Annotated in this window: 16 protein-coding genes and 2 pseudogenes; 9 read left to right on the forward strand and 9 right to left on the reverse strand. The window is 69.9% G+C overall.

The window, feature by feature from the left end; all coding sequences use genetic code 11:
* The first annotated feature begins 18 nt into the window (after positions 1–18).
* The 6 genes and pseudogenes from groES (at position 19) to WMF28_RS25815 (ending at position 5,471) form a co-directional block, all read left to right on the forward strand.
* The gene (groES, locus tag WMF28_RS25790; RefSeq protein WP_437595973.1) at positions 19–309 is read left to right on the forward strand and encodes a co-chaperone GroES; all 291 of its coding nucleotides are present in this window, start codon (positions 19–21) and stop codon (positions 307–309) included.
* Positions 310–342: 33 nt separating this feature from the next.
* Positions 343–1,974, forward strand: coding sequence for a chaperonin GroEL (groL, locus tag WMF28_RS25795; protein ID WP_437595974.1), 1,632 nt, complete (start codon positions 343–345; stop codon positions 1,972–1,974).
* Positions 1,975–2,430: 456 nt separating this feature from the next.
* Entirely contained in the window at positions 2,431–3,312 is an 882-nt protein-coding gene (locus WMF28_RS25800) for a hypothetical protein (RefSeq protein WP_437595975.1), read from the forward strand.
* Between the two features lie 74 nt (positions 3,313–3,386).
* A pseudogene (locus WMF28_RS25805) lies at positions 3,387–4,388 on the forward strand (sigma-70 family RNA polymerase sigma factor); the annotation flags it as partial.
* A gap of 119 nt (positions 4,389–4,507) precedes the next feature.
* Positions 4,508–4,999: a DoxX family protein gene (locus tag WMF28_RS25810; RefSeq protein ID WP_437595976.1), complete on the forward strand. Its 492-nt coding sequence runs from the start codon at positions 4,508–4,510 to the stop codon at positions 4,997–4,999.
* 55 nt (positions 5,000–5,054) lie between these two features.
* Positions 5,055–5,471 carry a VOC family protein gene (locus tag WMF28_RS25815; protein ID WP_437595977.1) on the forward strand — a complete coding sequence of 139 codons (417 nt, stop codon included), beginning with the start codon at positions 5,055–5,057 and terminating at the stop codon, positions 5,469–5,471.
* A 287-nt stretch (positions 5,472–5,758) separates the two neighbouring features.
* Here the strand turns inward: WMF28_RS25815 and WMF28_RS25820 are convergent, their stop codons facing one another.
* Together WMF28_RS25820 and WMF28_RS25825 are read right to left on the reverse strand one after the other, a co-directional pair.
* Positions 5,759–6,022: a hypothetical protein gene (locus tag WMF28_RS25820; protein ID WP_437595978.1), complete on the reverse strand. Its 264-nt coding sequence runs from the start codon at positions 6,020–6,022 to the stop codon at positions 5,759–5,761.
* 70 nt (positions 6,023–6,092) lie between these two features.
* Positions 6,093–6,449: an ArsR/SmtB family transcription factor gene (locus WMF28_RS25825; protein WP_437595979.1), complete on the reverse strand. Its 357-nt coding sequence runs from the start codon at positions 6,447–6,449 to the stop codon at positions 6,093–6,095.
* Between the two features lie 366 nt (positions 6,450–6,815).
* Between WMF28_RS25825 and WMF28_RS25830 the strand changes: the two genes are divergently transcribed.
* Complete coding sequence (locus tag WMF28_RS25830; RefSeq protein WP_437595980.1) at positions 6,816–7,313, forward strand: SRPBCC family protein; 498 nt, start codon at positions 6,816–6,818, stop codon at positions 7,311–7,313.
* A gap of 211 nt (positions 7,314–7,524) precedes the next feature.
* Here WMF28_RS25830 and WMF28_RS25835 read toward each other — a convergent pair whose 3' ends face one another.
* From WMF28_RS25835 to WMF28_RS25850, 4 genes are all read right to left on the reverse strand, one after another.
* Entirely contained in the window at positions 7,525–8,043 is a 519-nt protein-coding gene (locus tag WMF28_RS25835) for a hypothetical protein (RefSeq protein WP_437595981.1), read from the reverse strand.
* A 67-nt stretch (positions 8,044–8,110) separates the two neighbouring features.
* On the reverse strand, positions 8,111–8,479 hold the full coding sequence (locus WMF28_RS25840; protein WP_437595982.1) for a hypothetical protein: 369 nt from the start codon (positions 8,477–8,479) through the stop codon (positions 8,111–8,113).
* Between the two features lie 64 nt (positions 8,480–8,543).
* Positions 8,544–8,927: a DUF4180 domain-containing protein gene (locus WMF28_RS25845; RefSeq protein ID WP_437595983.1), complete on the reverse strand. Its 384-nt coding sequence runs from the start codon at positions 8,925–8,927 to the stop codon at positions 8,544–8,546.
* Between the two features lie 759 nt (positions 8,928–9,686).
* Positions 9,687–10,622, reverse strand: coding sequence for a DUF2935 domain-containing protein (locus WMF28_RS25850; RefSeq protein ID WP_437595984.1), 936 nt, complete (start codon positions 10,620–10,622; stop codon positions 9,687–9,689).
* 574 nt (positions 10,623–11,196) lie between these two features.
* Here WMF28_RS25850 and WMF28_RS25855 point away from each other — a divergent pair.
* Both WMF28_RS25855 and WMF28_RS25860 read left to right on the forward strand, forming a co-directional pair.
* Positions 11,197–11,286 (forward strand): annotated as a pseudogene (locus WMF28_RS25855) (YciI family protein); the annotation flags it as partial.
* 454 nt (positions 11,287–11,740) lie between these two features.
* On the forward strand, positions 11,741–12,961 hold the full coding sequence (locus WMF28_RS25860; protein ID WP_437595985.1) for a cellulase family glycosylhydrolase: 1,221 nt from the start codon (positions 11,741–11,743) through the stop codon (positions 12,959–12,961).
* Between the two features lie 13 nt (positions 12,962–12,974).
* On the opposite strand, the gene dauA is transcribed toward WMF28_RS25860, so the two are convergent.
* The 3 genes from dauA to WMF28_RS25875 are packed head-to-tail and all read right to left on the reverse strand — an operon-like array spanning position 12,975 to position 16,911.
* Positions 12,975–14,717: a C4-dicarboxylic acid transporter DauA gene (gene dauA / locus WMF28_RS25865; RefSeq protein ID WP_437595986.1), complete on the reverse strand. Its 1,743-nt coding sequence runs from the start codon at positions 14,715–14,717 to the stop codon at positions 12,975–12,977.
* A 2-nt stretch (positions 14,718–14,719) separates the two neighbouring features.
* Positions 14,720–15,139, reverse strand: a complete 420-nt coding sequence (locus tag WMF28_RS25870) for a hypothetical protein (RefSeq protein ID WP_437595987.1) — start codon at positions 15,137–15,139, stop codon at positions 14,720–14,722.
* A complete protein-coding gene (locus WMF28_RS25875; RefSeq protein ID WP_437595988.1) occupies positions 15,139–16,911 on the reverse strand; it encodes a phosphoenolpyruvate carboxykinase (GTP) in 1,773 nt (590 codons plus the stop codon). Before WMF28_RS25875 ends, WMF28_RS25870 begins: the two co-directional genes overlap by 1 nt.
* Positions 16,912–16,942 lie beyond the last annotated feature (31 nt).

The raw sequence follows: 16,942 nt of genomic DNA on the forward strand, positions 1-16,942 counted from the left end.
ACGCCAGGAGAAAACAGAATGAAAATCCGACCGCTCCAGGACCGTGTGATCGTTCGTCGCGTGCAGGAAGAGGAGAAGACCAAGGGGGGCCTCTTCATCCCGGACAGCGCCAAGGAGAAGCCGATGGAGGCCATCGTGCTCGCCGTGGGCAACGGGAAGACGCTCGAGGACGGCACCGTCCGCAAGCTCGACGTGAAGGAGGGCGACCGCGTCCTCTTCGGCAAGTACACGGGGAACGAGATCAAGATCGACGGCGAGCAGGCCCTCATCCTCCGTGAAGAAGACATCCTCGGCATCATCGAGAGCTGATTCGGGCAAGACCGTTTCAAGGAGATTCGCACCATGGCAGCCAAAGAAATCATCTACAACGAGTCGGCCCGAAGCATGATCCTCGCGGGCGTCAACGCCCTCGCGGACGCGGTGAAGGTCACCCTCGGTCCCAAGGGCCGGAACGTCGTCATCGAGCGGAGCTTCGGCGCTCCCACGATCACCAAGGACGGCGTGACCGTCGCCAAGGAGATCGAGCTGGAGAACCGCTTCGAGAACATGGGCGCCCAGATGGTGCGCGAGGTCGCCTCGAAGACCAGCGACATCGCCGGCGACGGGACGACCACCGCGACCGTGCTCGCCCAGGCGATCTACCGCGAGGGCTCCAAGCTCGTCGCCGCGGGCCACAACCCGATGGAGATCAAGCGCGGGATCGACAAGGCCGTCGAGGCCATCGTGGCGCACCTCAAGGGCGCCGCCAAGTCGACCCAGGACGCGAAGGAGATCGCGCAGGTCGGCACCATCAGCGCCAACGGCGATCTCACCATCGGCAAGCTCCTCGCGGACGCGATGGAGAAGGTCGGCAAGGAGGGCGTGATCACGGTCGAGGAGGCGAAGAGCCTCGAGACGACGCTCGATGTCGTCGAGGGCATGCAGTTCGACCGCGGCTACCTCTCGCCCTACTTCGTGACCGACCCCGAGGCCATGAAGTGCACGATGGAGGACGCGTATGTCCTCATCTCGGAGAAGAAGATCTCCAACATGAAGGATATCCTGCCGGTGCTCGAGGCGATCGCCAAGAGCCAGAAGCAGCTCCTCATCATCGCGGAGGACATCGAGGGCGAGGCGCTCGCGACGCTCGTCGTCAACAAGCTCCGCGGCACGCTCCACTGCGCCGCCGTCAAGGCGCCCGGCTTCGGCGATCGCCGCAAGGAGATGCTCAAGGACATCGCGGTGCTCACGGACGGCCAGGTGATCGCGGAGGAGCTCGGGCTCAAGCTCGAGAACGTCACGCTCAGCGACCTCGGCCGCGTGAAGACCGTGATCATCGACAAGGACAACACGACGCTCGTCGGCGGCGAGGGCAAGAAGGACAAGATCAAGGCCCGCCTGACCGAGATGCGCGGGCAGATCGAGAACTCGACGAGCGACTACGACCGCGAGAAGCTCCAGGAGCGCCTGGCGAAGCTCGTCGGCGGCGTGGCGGTGGTCAAGGTCGGCGCCGCGACCGAGACCGAGATGAAGGAGAAGAAGGCCCGCGTCGAGGACGCGCTCCACGCGACCCGCGCGGCCGTCGAGGAGGGCATCGTCGCCGGCGGCGGCGTCGCGCTCATCCGGGCCCAGGCCGCCCTCGAGAAGCTCCAGGTGAGCGACGAGCAGCGGACCGGCGTGAACATCATCCGTCGCTCCATCGAGGAGCCCCTCCGCCAGATCGCCGCCAACGCCGGCGAAGAGGGCTCGATCGTGGTGCAGAAGGTCCGCGAGGGGAAGGGCTCGTTCGGATACAACGCCGCGACCGGCGAGTACGGCGACCTGATCGCGATGGGCGTCATCGACCCGGCGAAGGTCGTCCGCTCGGCGCTCCAGAACGCGGCGAGCGTCGCGAGCCTGATGCTGACGACCGAGGCGCTCATCGCCGAGCGTCCGAAGGACGAGAAGCCGGCCGGCGCCGGTGGCCACGCGGGCCACGGCCACGGCGACTTCTAGTCTCCTGAGGGCGCGCGCCGGGCGATGAGCCCGCGCGCGCCGCCGGGAGGAGCGTGAGGGCCGGTCTCCCGGGCGGGAGACCGGCTCTTCGCCTTTTTGTGGCCGGGAAGCGCCCCGCCGGGCGCGCTCACCCCTGGCCGCTCTGCGCCGCCGGCGGCCGGCCGCGGCGCCGCCTCCCCTCCCCCGCCGGCCGCGCGTCCGCGGCCACGCGGAGCAGCTCCTGGAGAACTCGCGGGTGCCCGCGGCCTCGAGCAGCTCCGCGGCCTCGATCTGCGCGCGGACGCCGTCCCGCAGCCAGGCGAGCGCAGGGGCGTCGCCGTCGCGCCGGAAGCGGCTGCGCGCCGCCCGGCGAGCTCGGGCAGAGCGAGCGATCGGGCTGCCCGGGCTTCGCGAGGGGATCCATGACGCCGCTCGTCGAGGGCCGTCGGCCCGGCCAACTCGAGTAAGCTGCTCGCCATGGACCCTGCCCTGCTCCGTTATCTCGATCTCGTGCAGCGCGAGCTGTCCGCCGATGACGTCCTGATCGAGCTCGGCGGCAGGCCGCCCGGCGATCCGCGCGCGGTGTGGTGCGCGCTGCCGAACGGCTCGCGGCTGGTCGCGCGCTTCGCCGAGCCGCCCGGCGAGCCCGCCAGGGTCTCGAGGCAGCTGGAGGAGCTCGCCGCGTCGTTCTCGGGGCTCTCGTCAGGGGGTGGCGACCAGCGGCCCTCGCGCAGCGGGTCGACGCACCGCCTGGACGACGAGCTGGAAGGGCTCGCGTCGCGCGCGGGCGCGCTCGGCGCGATCGTCGTGGATGACACCTCCCCGGTGATCTGGGGGACCTCGGAGCCGCGCCGGGACGAGGTGGACGTCGGCGATGCGTTGCTCCTGGCGCAGTGGGCCGACGACGTGGAGCGCGTCGGCGTGAACCTGATCGATCTGCTCGAGCTCGACGACGCCGCGCTGGAGCAGGCGCTCGCGACAACGTCGCTCGGCCCCGGGGCGCGCGAGACCATCGCCGGCCACCTCCAGAAGATCCGGGAGCGCGGCTCACGCAGCCCGATGGCGTGGCGGCGGCAGGTCGCCATCGCGCGCGCCATCGACCGCGTGCGGGGCCCCGCGGCCTCGGAGAGCGCCGCTCACGGCAGGTTCATCAGCCAGCACGAGCAGGTCGGCGTGTACGCGCGCGCCTTCGCGAACATCTACCGCCTGATCCTCGCGTATCCTGGCCCGTTCTCCGAGCTCCAGGCAGAAGGCTCGGTGCAGCAAGCATTGCCGCTGATCGAGCGGCTCGTGCTCGCGTTACCCCCGATCGACCCCCATCGCGGCGCGAAGATCCTCCACTTGCGGCGCCCGAGCTGATGCGGGGAGGGGGTTCCGGGGCCGGGTCGTGAGCGTCCTTTGACCCCCACCCTGGACACCGATGCTCCGCGCCGAGCACGCGTGACCGATGGACCCGCCGGAAAGCCGATGATACTGTCCGGCCGATGTCGGAGAGCGTAGCCCAGCTCGAGGAACACCGCGCGGCGCTCACCGGGCACTGCTACCGGATGCTGGGTTCGGTGGTCGACGCCGACGACGCCGTCCAGGAGACGATGGTGCGCGCCTGGCGCAGCCTCGATCGGTTCGACGGGCGCTCGTCGCTGCGCACCTGGCTGTACCGCATCGCGACAAACGTCTGCATCGACCTGCGGGCCGACCGCGCGCGCCGGGCGCGCCCCATCGAGGAAGGCCCGGTGGGCACCGCGGACGACACGCTCGAGACGCGCCCGCGCACGCACTGGCTGGAGCCCATTCCCGACGCGCACGCCCTGCCGGCGGACATCGACGCCGCCGAGAAGGCGATGCTCCGCCAGAGCATCCGCCTCGCGTTCGTCGCGGCGCTCCAGCACCTGCCGCCGAAGCAGCGCGCCGCGCTGCTGCTCACGGAGGTGCTCGGCTGGTCCGTGGCGGAGGTCGCCGACAGCCTCAGCACCTCGGTCGCCGCGATCAACAGCGCGCTCCAGCGCGCGCGGGCGACGCTCGCGAGCCGCGATCTCGGCGACGCGCGCGTCTCGCTGCCCGAAACGCAGTCCGCCCTGGTCGACCGCTACGTCGCCGCCTTCGAGCAGTACGACGTGGACGCGCTCGCGGCGCTGCTGCACCAGGACGCGGTCCTGTCGATGCCGCCCTACACCCTCTGGCTGCGCGGCCCCGAGGCGATCCGCACCTGGTTACTGGGCCGGGGAGCGGGCTGCCGCGGGTCGCGGCTCGTGCCGACGGCGGCCTGCGGCGCGCCGGCGTTCGCACAGTATCGCCCCACCCCCGAGGGCGGCCACCGGGCCTGGGCGCTCATCGTGCTCGACATCGCCGGGGACCGCATCGCCGGCATGACGTCCTTCCTCGACACCGAGACGCTCTTCCCGCGGTTCGGGCTGCCGCTCGATCTTGCGGCCTGACTTCCGGCCTGACCGCGGGCGCCCTCCCGGCATCGCGGCACGGCGATCTTTTTTTTCGGCGACCGATGATTCTCGACGGGCGCGGGGGTCTATGGGGTGAATCCAGCACGGAGGCACCCATGACCGCGAACGTCGCCAGCACCCATCATCGTGACAAAGATCTCACCACCGGGCCCCGGACCGAGGCGCCGACCCGCGTCGCAGCGCCCGGCGCGGCGCCGTCCAGGCGAGCCCTGTGGGCGGGTCGCGTCCTGAGCGGGCTGGGCGTGCTGTTCCTGACGTTCGATGCCGCGGTGAAGGTGCTGCGGCTGGTCCCCGCGGAGGCGGGGACCGCCGATCTCGGATTCCCGGCCAGCCTCGTCCCCACCCTCGGCTATCTCCAGATCGCCTGTCTGGTGACGTACCTGATCCCGCGCACCGCGGTGCTCGGCGCGATCCTGTGGACCGGTTACCTGGGCGGCGCGATCGCGATCCACGTGCGGGTCGGGAGCCCGCTCTTCAGCCACACGCTCTTTCCGATCTACATCGCCGCGCTCCTCTGGGCGGGGCTCTGGCTGCGCGACCGCCGCGCGCGCGCGCTGCTCGCGAGCCCGGCGTCGCTCGACCGATGAGCTTCACGTTTCCCCGGAGTCCGTCACAGCAGAGGAAGCAGAGGAGAAGAGAGCCATGACAACGAACAACCCTCGCAAGATCTTCGTCAACCTGTCCGTCCGCGACCTGAAGCGGTCGATGGAGTTCTTCGGCAAGCTCGGGTTCGAGTTCAACCCGCAGTTCACGGACGAGAACGCCGCCTGCATGGTCATCAGCGAGGAGGCCTACGTCATGCTCCTCGCGGAGCCGTACTTCAAGACGTTCACGAAGAAGGAGATCTGCAGCACGAGCACGCACACGGAAGGGCTCTTCGCGCTCTCGTGCAGCAGCCGGGCCGAGGTCGACGAGATGGTGAAGAAGGCGCTCGAGGCGGGCGGGTCGCACGCGATGGATCCGCAGGATCACGGCTTCATGTACGGCTCCAGCTTCTACGACCTGGATGGCCACCACTGGGAGGTCCTCTGGATGGACCCCGCGGCGATCCAGCCGTAGCCCGCGGCGGCGGCCGCGCCGCCCGGAGGGAGCTCACATGAAGGCACCTCAGCTCGCGCTGATGCCTATCTCTGCTGCGACCTTCCGCATCTTCTGATCGTCCGGCGCAAGAACGCTCAGGACACGCCGAGTGAGCTCGGGACCTGCAGCTTCCGGCGTTCCCGCGTTGAACGGCGGGGCAGGGTGCGGCGCCGCGCCTGGCCATGACGAGCGCCCTGTCGACGGCGCTCGGTGGACCTGACTGTGAGCGACGCCGAGGTGAACCGACAGGACATTCCACCCTGCTTTCAGGACACGGGGCTCAGGCCCCCGCGCGAAGTTGCGAGGAGCACCACGAGATCCCTCGCCACATCGTACCCGAGCTCCTCTTCCACCAGCGAGAGCGCGAGATCGATGCTCGCGGTGGTGCCCGCGGACGTGTAGATCTTCCCGGATCGAACGAAGGTCGCGTCGGGGTCGTCACGCGGGGAGCGCTCTTCGATGGCCGGGGCCGATTCACGCGATGACGCTCCCCCGCTGCGCAGTTGACCGTCAAGACAAGGTACCTGCATTTCCTGCCAAGCACCCTGAGCGCGGAGAAGGTGGTATGGGACCGTTCTCCGAGCGACCTGCGCAGAGGGCTCAGCGCTTCGAGCGCTCGCCCTTGCTCTCCTGCTCCTTCAGCTCCTCCAGCAGGGCGTCGAGGCGCTCGTAGCTGCCCTCCCAGAAACGACGGTAGTTGTCCAGCCAGCCGCTGGCGTCCGCGAGCGGCGTGGCCTCGATCCGGCACGGCCGTCGCTGCGCGTCGCGACCGCGCGAGATCAGGCCCGCGCGCTCCAGCACCTTGAGGTGCTTCGAGATCGCGGGCTGGCTCATCGCGAACGGCTTCGCCAGCTCGTTCACCGACGCCTCGCCGGACGCGAGGCGCGCGAGGATCGCTCGCCGTGTCGGATCGGCGAGCGCAGCGAACGTTGCGTCGAGGCGCTCGGAGGGCGTCATCTTATAACTCCTTGGTTAAAAAACCATGTGGTTATACATGATACGGGCGCCACCGTCAAGCCTCCCGTGAAGGTGAGGCTGCTCGGCGTCCGTGAGGCCGTCCTTCACGGGCGCTCCCAGCGCGGAGCGATCCCTCGATGGCAGGACCCGGAGGGCGACGTCGGTGCGCTCGCCGACGAGATCGACATGACGATCGACGGTGAGGCCCTCGACGCGGAAATCGGGCGGAGCTCCGCCTTGACAAGCGCGGGGCGGCGGTATACTTAACCCAAAGGTTAATTAACCAATTGGTTAACCACGGGTGCCGGCCCATCCGCTGGGCATCCCGTACAGGATCGGGAACGATTGCGCAGGAGGAGGAGAGTCATGGTCGCAACCAGCGTCGCCAACAAGAGCAGCTTCCAGGTCACGACGCCGTCGGAGCAGGAGATCTGCATGACGCGCCTGTTCAATGCGCCGAGGCACCTCGTGTTCGAGGCGATGACGAGGCCCGAGCACGTGAAGCGATGGTGGGGCTGCCTGAGCGAGGGATACTCGGTGCCCGTCTGCGAGATCGACCTTCGCCCGGGCGGCGCGTGGCGCTTCGTGAACCGCTTCCCCGAGGGCGAGGCCGCTTTCCACGGCGAGTACAAGGAGATCACGCCGCCGAGCCGGATCGTGTTCACCGAGATCTTCGAGCAATTTCCGGACACCGTCTCGGTGGTGACATCGGTCTTCACCGACGAGGGCGGCAAGACGCGCGTCACGACCACGGTGCGCTATCCGTCGAAGGAAGTGCGCGACGCGGTCGTCGCGTCCGGAATGGAGCAGGGCGCGGGCGTGAGCTACGACCGCCTCGAGGAGCTGGTCGCGCAGCTGCAGTAGCGATGAGGCGGCTGGGGTCAGCGGGGGCGCTCGGCTGGCCCTCACGGCGGCTCGGGGTGGCTGCAACGCATTGACTGCATATGGCACCTCCACATGCTCCACCCGAAAGCCTATGTCGCCGACTGCATGAGGCTGTTCGGCGAGATCCTCGATCACGACGGCGGGTTCGGCGGAACATGCGAGGAGGAGCCGGTGCTCCAGGCGATGTTCGTCAGGACGGCCGCCTCTGGGAGGCGAAGCTCGGCGAGCCGTACCTGGGATCCGTCGTCGCGTGCAAGCGGAACTGCGTGAGCCGCTGCCGCCGGAGGTGCTCGTCGCGGGCGACCACGTCGCAGCTCGACCCGACCTGCTGCTCCTCCCCCGCTTCACGAGCACGCCCGTGTCGGTCGCGCCAAGCCATGCAGGGTGGCCGTCGAGCGGGACCTTCCGGGGGGCGCCGCGCCTCGGCGCCTCGTACAGGAGCCCGCGGAGCACGTCGCCCCCCCCAGAACGAGCGCAGCCGCAGCGCGGCCGGCAGCGCGCCGCCGAAGGCCTCGTAGGCATCGCAGGCGTCGTGGCCGGGGTCGAGCGGGAGCAGATCGGCGTCGTCCGGGACGAGGCGAGCGAGCGCCGCGTCGCGCGCCTCCACGAAGCGCGAGAGCGCGCGGCGCAGGCGGGCGGGGGGCAGGTTGGCGACCGATGCGGATCCAGCGCTGCTCGTCGCGGACGAGCCACGCCGCCGTGGCCTCATCGAGCGCGCGATCGAGGTCAGCCTGGTTCGGCGGCGGAGAAGGCGCTGTAGGCCACGCCGCCATGAGTTATGCCTTCGGCTTCACGGGGATGTAGTCCTCCGGACCGCTAATGGGAATCGGCTTACTGGTCTCCGGATCGAGCCAGTTATTCCCGGTCACCGGGTGCTTGGCGACGCCGTGCACCTTGGGATCCCAGGGCGTGCCGCTCATCTCGCCGGGGTGGATCACGCCCTTCGGCCCATTCACGTAGTCCTTGCCGTCGATCGTCGTCTCCGACTTCGACCAGAAATTGTACCAGGGCCGCGGCTTGACGAAATTCCCTTCCCAGTCCCCAGCGCGGTCACCTTGGCCATCGCGTCCGACCTCCTGGTGGGGAGCGTACAGGGCGCCGCAGGGCGAGCCAACAGGCCCCTGGGCAGCACCGGCGACGGCCACGCAGCAGGACCCGCGCGCCACGGGCGGACGCGCGCGCGGCGCCTGCCCGCGTCATCGCCGCATGTCACACCGCATCTGCATCCGACGTCCGGCGGATCCACTCGACGGCAGCCTGGCGCGTCTCGAACACCCCGAAGTGCGCGCCGCGGCGCTCCTCGGCCACCATCTCACCGAACCGGCTGCTGAAATCGGATCCCCCCGGCGGACACACCACGGCGAGCCGGATCCAGTAGTTCCTGAGCTTCTGCAGGATCTCCCCGGCCTCTCTCGAGCTGAGATCGAAGAAGGCGGCCGGCAGGTTCGCCGCGTAGAGCAGGGCGCACCGCACGCCATCCGAGAAACAGGCCTCGAGCACGCGATCGACGTCGCGAGCGCTCGACATGAGCGCCTGGTCCGGCAGGCCTTCCACGAACCTCACACCGCCCTCGTCGACCGCCGTCAGATCCATCGCTGCCCTCGCATGCGGCTCCGGCGCCGCGGGCCCAGCGCCGCAAGAACCGCTAGGCCCGCGCTGGGTAATACCAGAGGAGCCTAGCGCCGCGCGCCGGCAGCGGCCACGTCGGGCTGACGCCGAGACCAAGATCGCGCTCGCCCGCCCTGCGGCAGGCCAGCGCGACCTCATGTGCGTCACCGCAGCGACGCTATCTCCCCGCGAACGGGAACGGCGTGGGAGGACAGCTCGCCAGGCATCTCCAGTAGCGCTGGTAGCACACGTGGGGCAGCGCAAATGACAAGCAAGCTCGATACATGCGCTGGCACCTGAACCTGCAATAGGGCGAGATGGCCTCGACGGCGCTGCCGATCGTCTCGGAGTCTGTCTCCTCGACGGCCCGGGGCTGAACCTCTCCATCGGCTCCGCCCGGCAAGAGCTCCTCTGCGCTGGCCGGGCGCGCCCCGCCGGCGAAGGCCGCCAGCATGCCGAAAGCGAGGACTGCCTGAATTCTTCTCGTCGTTCTCATGGTCGCCCCCTCCGCGTGGAATCCGCTGCATAAGACGAACGATCGGAATCGCGCACCGTCTCATGGCCGCACGACATGTTGTGCGGGCATCGCTGGATGTCCACCCGGCCGCGCGGGGCGGCGCGGTGTCGCTCTTCTCCGCGTCCGATCCGCGTCCGATCCGCGTCCGATCCGCGTCCGATTCGCGTCCGATTCGCGTCCGAGCGACCTATCCATGCTCGCTCATCGAGCGCGGTCGACCGGCGACCTCACTGGGCGCGCTGGATCTCGTCGGAGAACCTCACCGCCTCCCGGAGGATGTGATCGGCGAGCGACGGATCGATGATGCTCTTGATCTGCCCGGTCTCGATGCCCTGCTCCGCGGCCGTCTTGAAGTCGATGACCTCGTCGGCCATGCTCGCGAGCTGCCCGCTGCCGACGCGCTGCGTGTGCGCTTGATACAGCTGCTCCGCGCGCGCGTTCGCGTCCGCGACGAGCGCGCGCTCCTGCGGGTCGAGCAGGTGCGCGACGAACTCGAGGTGATCCGCCATGATCGTCGTCCAGAACGCCGAGACCTCGTCGCGCTGGAGCGCGGCGCTGCCGTTCGCGAGCAGCTCGAGCCGGGCGGCGAAGCGCTCGGCCTCGCGCGCGATGTGGTCGAAGAAGAGCGGCCAGACGAGGCTCCGGAGCGTGCCGGCCTCCTGCGCGCGCTGCATGCGGCGCTTGTACTCGATGAACGGGAGGACGCTCGCCCGCGTCGAGGAGAGGAGCCAGGAGAGCCCGTCGTCGCGATAGCCGCCGTCACGGGCCGAGAGGAAGTGTCTCGCAAAGACGATCTGGAACTGCCGCGCCTCGCTCCGGGGCCCGCGGAGGTGGTCGCCCGGCATGAGCAGCGACATGAACATCGCGTGCTCCATCATGATGTCCGTCCAGAAGAGGACCTCCGAGACGGCGTACCCGGCGAGCCCGGCGTTCATGCCGGGCAGGTAGATCGGCTTCCTCGCGCGCTGATCGACGAAGACACCGGGCGTGAACGCCGCCCCCTCCGGCAGGGAGAGCGGCCCGATCGACTCGCAGCTGCCCTGACCCTTGCTCGGCTCGAGCGCGAGGACCGGTGTCGCGATCAGCGATACACCGGCGGCGGCCGCCGCCGTGCCGGCGAATTGCCGGCGTCCAAGTTTCCCTTGCAAAGCACGCTTCTCCATCGACGCTCCTCCAGGTTCGTACGGCGTTGAGAATCCGAGCGCGAGGGTGCATGTCCCGCGCCCGGGCCGAGGCGCGGGACGGAGAGCGGTCCGCCAATGCGCGTCCCGCAGATCCCACCGACCCGCGGCGCCGTGATTCACCACGCCCGGGCGCCTCGTCGCGAGGGATGCCGCCGGAGGATCCGTCGGACGCATGGCCGCGGAATCCGCCCGTGATGGGAGGTCGGCGAGCGACAACCTGCGAAGACCGAGCACATGCTCCCTCATTCGCGGACCACCTGCGACGACCGAGCACACGGGGCCCCAACCTACCGTCCGCGGGAGAGCCCCGGACGCGCTTCGAGGACGTACCGCCGCTCGCCCCCTGCCGGCGCACGACGCGGGCGGAGCGGACAACGTCGCCCACGCAAGCGCAACGGCCAGGTCGCCGGCGCGACAGGCACCGCCGACACACGCCCACCCTCACGCCAGCGACACCTACATTCCCCTACCCTCGCCCTGTATTGGTCCCAGAATTTTTTCGCGATCGTCGCCCGGGATGTCGAGACCCCGCCCTCGGCTCCGACCCGCCCATGAACGCGCCTACGAGCTCGCCGCGCAGGCGTCCGCCGCGCCGGGCCCCGGCGGCGGGCCGCTCCACCTGGCGATCGACGTGCGAGAGGTGGCGTGTCGAGCGAGCCGCTGGAACTGGAAGAAGACGAGACCGATCTCATCGTGCACGGCTTCCCCCGCGGGTTGCGGCGACGGCGTCTGCAGCACCGGCGAGAGCACCTCGTCCTGCCCGGCGGACTGCCAGCTGGAGGTGCTGTACGACGAGCACACGCCGCAGCCGAACTGGGTGACGCCGGGCATCCAGGTGCGCAATGCAGGGCCCGCCAACTGAACCGGTACAGTAGGAGAGGAGCGATACCGTGAGCCTGATGGCGAGTGAAGGGTGATCGCGCGAAAATGGTGAGGATGACCCTCGATCCTGCGCGAAGGCGGGCGACGAGGATTGCCCGCCCCGCTCTGCTCGTGCATACCGGCGTCTGGTGCAGTCAGGTGCGGGGGCAGGTGAACGGGAGATCACGATGCGCGTTATCCATGGATCGGTAGCTGGCTGGGCCGGTGCAGCCCTCATGGCCTTGGGCCTCTCCGCCGGGTGCGGCGAAGCGGACGATCAGCAGGGCTCGGGGCAGGAGGCGACCGGATCGGGCGGGGGCGCGTCGGGCACGGGCGGCGATGCCACCGGCGCCACGTCCGGCGCCGGCGCCGGCAGCGCCACCTCCGGCGCCGGCGCCGGCAGCGCGACGTCGGGCGCCGGCGGCGACACGTCGGGCACGGGCGCCTCCTCCGGCACGGGCGCCTCCTCCGGCACGGGCGCCTCCTCCGGCACGAGCGCCACCTCCGGCGCCGGCGCCGGGGGCGGGGATGTCACGGGGCCGGGGTTCTCGGTGCGAGGCCGCTTCCTCCACGACCGCTGCGGCGAGAAGGTGCTGCTCCGGGGCGTCAACGAGATGGTCGTCTGGCTCTCGTCGGGGTCCGACGGCATGCCGGAGTTCCAGGAGATCGCGAAGACGGGCGCCAACACGGTGCGGATCGTGTGGGAGACCAAGGCGTCCGTGGCGGGCCTCGATCAGGCCATCACGAACGCGCTCTCGCAGAAGCTCATTCCGATCGTCGAGCTGCACGACGCCACGGGCAAATGGGAGCTCCTGCCGAGCCTCGTCGACTACTGGACGAAGCCGGAGGCCGTCGCCATGATCAAGAAGCACGAGCAGAACCTGCTCGTCAACATCGGCAACGAGGTCGGGGACGTGGTGGACAACGCGGCGTGGGAGGCGGGCTACAAGCAGGCCATCACCCGGATGCGCGACGCCGGCATCACGACGCCGCTCATCATCGACGCCTCCAAGTGGGGGCAGAACATCGACCAGCTCCAGGCCGTCGGTCCCGCGCTCGTCGCGCACGATCCGAACATCCTGCTCAGCGTGCACATGTGGTGGACGGACGGGAGCGGGGCCACGATCACGAGAGAGCTCAACGAGTCCGTGGCGCTGAACCTGCCTCTGATGGTCGGCGAGTTCGCGCAGCACGCCGTGTACGAGTGCAGCCGGCACCCGTTCGATTACAAGACCCTCCTGGCCAAGAGCGTCGAGCTCGAGGTGGGGTGGCTCGCCTGGTCGTGGGGCGCCGCCGAGAACGGCGACTGCAAGGACGACGGGCCGTTCGACATGACGACCGACGGGACCTTCGCGGGGCTCACCGGCTGGGGCCGCGAGGTCGCGGTGACCGACCCGAACAGCATCCAGAACACCTCGGTGCGCCCGCACTCCATCGAGACGGGCTCGTGCAGGTAGCGCGGCGGTCGCCTCAGGCGCTCACCAGCGCGCCGGCGAGGCGGATCGCCGCGTCCAGGTCCTCCGCGATGTAAACGCGCTTGGACCTCTCCTCCAGGCGCGCCTTGTCGAAGATCTCGCGAGGCCTGGGCAGCGGGCCGGCCAGGACCACCGTCTTCTGGCGCCGCACGAGCCCGTCGAGCACGTTCTCGAGGGCGACGAACCCCGTGCTGTCGATGAACGGGACCTTGCCGAGGTGGAGGATCATCACCTCGTAGCTATCCCCACGGATCGCGTGCAGCGCCGCCATCGCCTTCTGGACGGCGCCGAAGAACAGCGGGCCATTGATCTCGTACAGGGCGACCCGCTCCGGGAGCGCGAACTCGCCCAGGTCGTCGGCGGTGCTCAGCACCGTTCGACTCCCCGTCAGCTCGGCCATCCGGCGCATGAAGAGGACGGCGGCCAGGACCACGCCGGCCGACACCGCGACCACCATGTCCATCACCACGGTGAGCCCGTAGCAGGTGAGCAGCACGAACACATCACTCCTCGGCGCGAGCTTCACGATACGGATGAAATGGTGGAGCTCCGACATGTTCCACGCGACGAGCAGCAGCAGCGCTGCCAGCGACGCCATGGGGACGTAGGCCACGAGCGGGGCGAGGAAGAGGATCGACAGCAGGACGACCACGGCGTGCGTGACGGCCGCGATCGGAGAGCGCGCGCCTGCCCGGATGTTCGTGGCGGTGCGCGCGAGCGCGCCGGTCGCCGCGATGCCGCCGAAGATCGGCGCGACGATGTTCCCGATCCCGAGGCCGATGAGCTCCGAGTCCGGATCGTGCTTGGTCCCCGTCATGCCATCGGCGATGACCGCCGACAGCAGCGATTCGATGGCGCCGAGCATGGCGATGGCGAACGCGGAGGGGAGCAGCTCCCTCACGAGCTCGTGCGAGAGCCCGTCGCCCCACGGGAGCGCGGGTGTCGGGAGGACCGGCGGGATCCCGGCGAACTCCACGCCGTCGAGGGTGGTGTGAAAGCGGCTGCCGATCGTCGCCACGGAGAACACGGGGTAGACCTCGGCGACGACCACCGCGGCGAGCGACACGAGGGTGATGGCGAGGAGCGGCGCCGGCACCTTCTTGACGACGCGGGGGATGACAAGGAGCAGGGCGAGCGTCGAGGCGGCGACGGCCAGCTCGAAGACGTCGGCCGTCCCGCGAGCCGCCCACAAGGCGGCCACCTTGGCCGCATAGTGCTCCGGGAGCGGCCCTGCTGCCTCGAGGCCCAGGACGTCCTTCAGCTGAAGCGTCGCGATCACGGTCGCGATCCCTGCGGTGAAGCCGGTCGTCACCGGATACGGGATATATTCGATGAGCCGGCCGAGCCGCGCGAGCCCCATGATCACGAGCAGCACGCCGGCCATCAGCCCCGCCGTCATCAGCCCTGTCACCCCGTGCTTCGTCACGATCGGCGCGAGGATCACCACGAAGGCCGCCGTCGGGCCGGTGACCTGGAACTTGCAACCGCCCAGGAGCGCCACGAGCGCGCCGGCCACGATCGCCGTGTAAAGCCCGTGCTGAGGCGGAGCGCCCACCGCGATGGCGAGGGCCATCGAGAGGGGGAGCGCCACGACGCCGACGACGGTGCCGGCCAGGAGGTCGGCCTGGAAATCCCCGAGACCGTATCCCTTGCTGAAGCTGCGCCGGAGGGCAGCCGCCACCGGGATTCGACGCCTCACCGGCTCGGGCTGAGGAGCAGGCCGAGGAGAAGCAGACATCGTCACACCTCCACCACCCGCGCACGGATGGTGTCCAGGATAGTCCATCCCCAGGCGGGCTTCGGGATGATCGTGAGGAGATGGCGCGCGCCTCCGCCCGTCGCGAGCGCCGCGAAACCGCGAGGATTCCGGGTCACGAGGAGGGGGAGCACGCCGGGACGGTCGCGCGTGATCCGCTCGACCGCCGCCTCGACCTCCGCCAGCGGGTAATCGTCCGGGAAGAGCACGATCGCCGAGATGGCGGCGCCGTCCAGCACCGGCGCGCGCAGGTGGCGCGTCACGTGCGCCGTCACGCCGGCGCGCTGGAGGTACTCTTGCAGCCCATCCAGCGTCTCCGCGTTGTCCGAGACGATCACCACGTGAAGCGGATCGCCCCGTCGTCGCACGCTGGAGTGCACCGCGGCCCTTGTCTTCCTCACCATCAGTTCGACGCCATCTTCAGGCGGTGGACGATGCCTTCGTGCTCGCCGCGCAGCGCTTCGGGCAAGCGGTTCCCGAAGCGCGCGAGGAGCTCCTGATTGCGGGCCATCTGCTCTGTCCAGGCGCGAAGATCGACCTCGTGCAGCTTCTGGGCGTGGTCCGCGGAGAGCCCCAGGCCGGCCACGTCGAGCTCGGTGGGAACGAACCCGATCGGCGTGAGCCGCGCGGCGGCGTTCCGATGCACGCGCTGGACGATCCACTTCAGGACGCGCGCCTCGTGCCCGCGGTCGGGCCACAGGGGCTTGCCCCTGTCGGCGCGGTGCCAGTTGACATGGAAGACCCGCGGCGCCCTCGGCAGCCGCGCGCCGATGGACAGCCAGTGAGCGAAGTAGTCGCCCATGTTGTACCCGCAATAGGCGAGCATCCCCATCGGGTCGCTCCGCGGCGCCGCGGCGGGCGTCGTCTGCGAGAGCAGGGTGGCTCCGATGTACACGCCTTGCGCCCAGCTCGTGGCCTCGTACACGAGCGGCGCCACCTCCGCCCCGCCGCCGGCGAAGACGATGGCGGAGACGGGCACGCCCCTCGGGTCGTGGATCGCGCGCGTCACGGTGGGGCCCTGGCTCGCCGCGACAGTGAACCGCGCGGCCGGGTGCGCCGCGGGCTCCGGCGACGAGGCCGACCACGGGCGCCCCCGCCAGTCGACGAGCCCGTCTCTCGGCTCCTCGCCCATGCCCTCCCACCACGGCGCGCCGTCCTGCTGAAGCGCGGTGTTCGTGAACAGGACATCGTGACGAAGGAGCTGCTTGACGCTGGGGTTCTCCTTGAGGTTCGTCCCGCTCACGACGCCGGACATCCCGGCCAGCGGGTTGATGGCCCAGAGCTGCCCGTCCTCCCCCGCGTGCATCCAGCAGACGTCGTCGCCGACCACCTTCGCCGACCATCCGGGCACGTCCGGGAACAGCGTCGACAGGCGCGTGTTCCCGCCGGCGCCGGGGCTGGCCACGGCGATGTAATGCAGGTCTCCCTCCGGATCGGTCAGCTCCAGGAGGAGCATGCGCTCCGCGAGCCAACCTTCCTTCCGTGCCTGCGCGCTCGCCATGCGGAGGGCGTGGCACGACGTGCCGAGGACCGCGCTGTCCCCGTGCCCGGAGCCGATGCTCCAGATCGTCTTCGTCGAGGGGAAGTGGACGACGTACCGGCGGTCCGGGGAGAGATCGCCCGTGCTGTGGAGACCTCGAACGAAGTCGGAGGAGCTGCCGAGATGCTCCAGGGCCGCCTTCCCCATGCGCGTCATGAGCCGAAGGCTCGCGACGACGTACGGGCTGTCCGTGAGCTGCACCCCCACGCGGCTGAAGCGCGAGCCGCACGGGCCGAGGAGGTACGGGACCACGAACAGCGTCCGGCCCGCCATCGCCCCGGCGAACAGCGGCCACACGATCCGGCTCGCGTCGTCCTCGGACATCCAGGGGTTCGTCGGCCCGGCGTCGACGCGCTGCTGCGTGCAGAGGAGCGGCGGAGGCTCCGCGCGAGCCACGTCGTCCGGAGGGGAGCGATGCAGGAAGCTCCGCGGGTATCTGTCCGGATCGAGCGGCGCCAGCACGCCCTTCGCGACCATCTGCTTCTGGAGCCACCTGATCTCCGCGTCCGTACCGTCACACCAGTGGATGCTCGAGGGGCGGACGTGCGTCGCGACCGAGAGTACCCAGGAGTCGAGCTCTTCATTCTGCATGCTTGTTCTTTCCTTCAGGCGCCTCTCGGCTGCTCCGATGGCCACCGGCGCGAGGCGCCGCGATGCGCCTTCTCCC

The organism is Sorangium sp. So ce590 (assembly GCF_051521365.1).
Classification (GTDB): Bacteria; Myxococcota_A; Polyangia; order Polyangiales; family Polyangiaceae; genus Sorangium.

Coding starts and splice junctions, on each gene's coding strand:
- WMF28_RS25820 (WP_437595978.1), bottom strand. CDS start 6,022: ATGCAGGTACCTTGTCTTGACGGTCAACTGCGCAGCGGGGGAGCGTCA.
- WMF28_RS25800 (WP_437595975.1), top strand. CDS start 2,431: ATGGACCCTGCCCTGCTCCGTTATCTCGATCTCGTGCAGCGCGAGCTG.
- WMF28_RS25810 (WP_437595976.1), top strand. CDS start 4,508: ATGACCGCGAACGTCGCCAGCACCCATCATCGTGACAAAGATCTCACC.
- WMF28_RS25860 (WP_437595985.1), top strand. CDS start 11,741: ATGGCCTTGGGCCTCTCCGCCGGGTGCGGCGAAGCGGACGATCAGCAG.
- groES (WP_437595973.1), top strand. CDS start 19: ATGAAAATCCGACCGCTCCAGGACCGTGTGATCGTTCGTCGCGTGCAG.
- WMF28_RS25870 (WP_437595987.1), bottom strand. CDS start 15,139: ATGGTGAGGAAGACAAGGGCCGCGGTGCACTCCAGCGTGCGACGACGG.
- dauA (WP_437595986.1), bottom strand. CDS start 14,717: ATGTCTGCTTCTCCTCGGCCTGCTCCTCAGCCCGAGCCGGTGAGGCGT.
- WMF28_RS25825 (WP_437595979.1), bottom strand. CDS start 6,449: ATGACGCCCTCCGAGCGCCTCGACGCAACGTTCGCTGCGCTCGCCGAT.
- WMF28_RS25830 (WP_437595980.1), top strand. CDS start 6,816: ATGGTCGCAACCAGCGTCGCCAACAAGAGCAGCTTCCAGGTCACGACG.
- WMF28_RS25815 (WP_437595977.1), top strand. CDS start 5,055: ATGACAACGAACAACCCTCGCAAGATCTTCGTCAACCTGTCCGTCCGC.
- WMF28_RS25850 (WP_437595984.1), bottom strand. CDS start 10,622: ATGGAGAAGCGTGCTTTGCAAGGGAAACTTGGACGCCGGCAATTCGCC.
- WMF28_RS25835 (WP_437595981.1), bottom strand. CDS start 8,043: ATGAGGCCACGGCGGCGTGGCTCGTCCGCGACGAGCAGCGCTGGATCC.
- groL (WP_437595974.1), top strand. CDS start 343: ATGGCAGCCAAAGAAATCATCTACAACGAGTCGGCCCGAAGCATGATC.
- WMF28_RS25845 (WP_437595983.1), bottom strand. CDS start 8,927: ATGGATCTGACGGCGGTCGACGAGGGCGGTGTGAGGTTCGTGGAAGGC.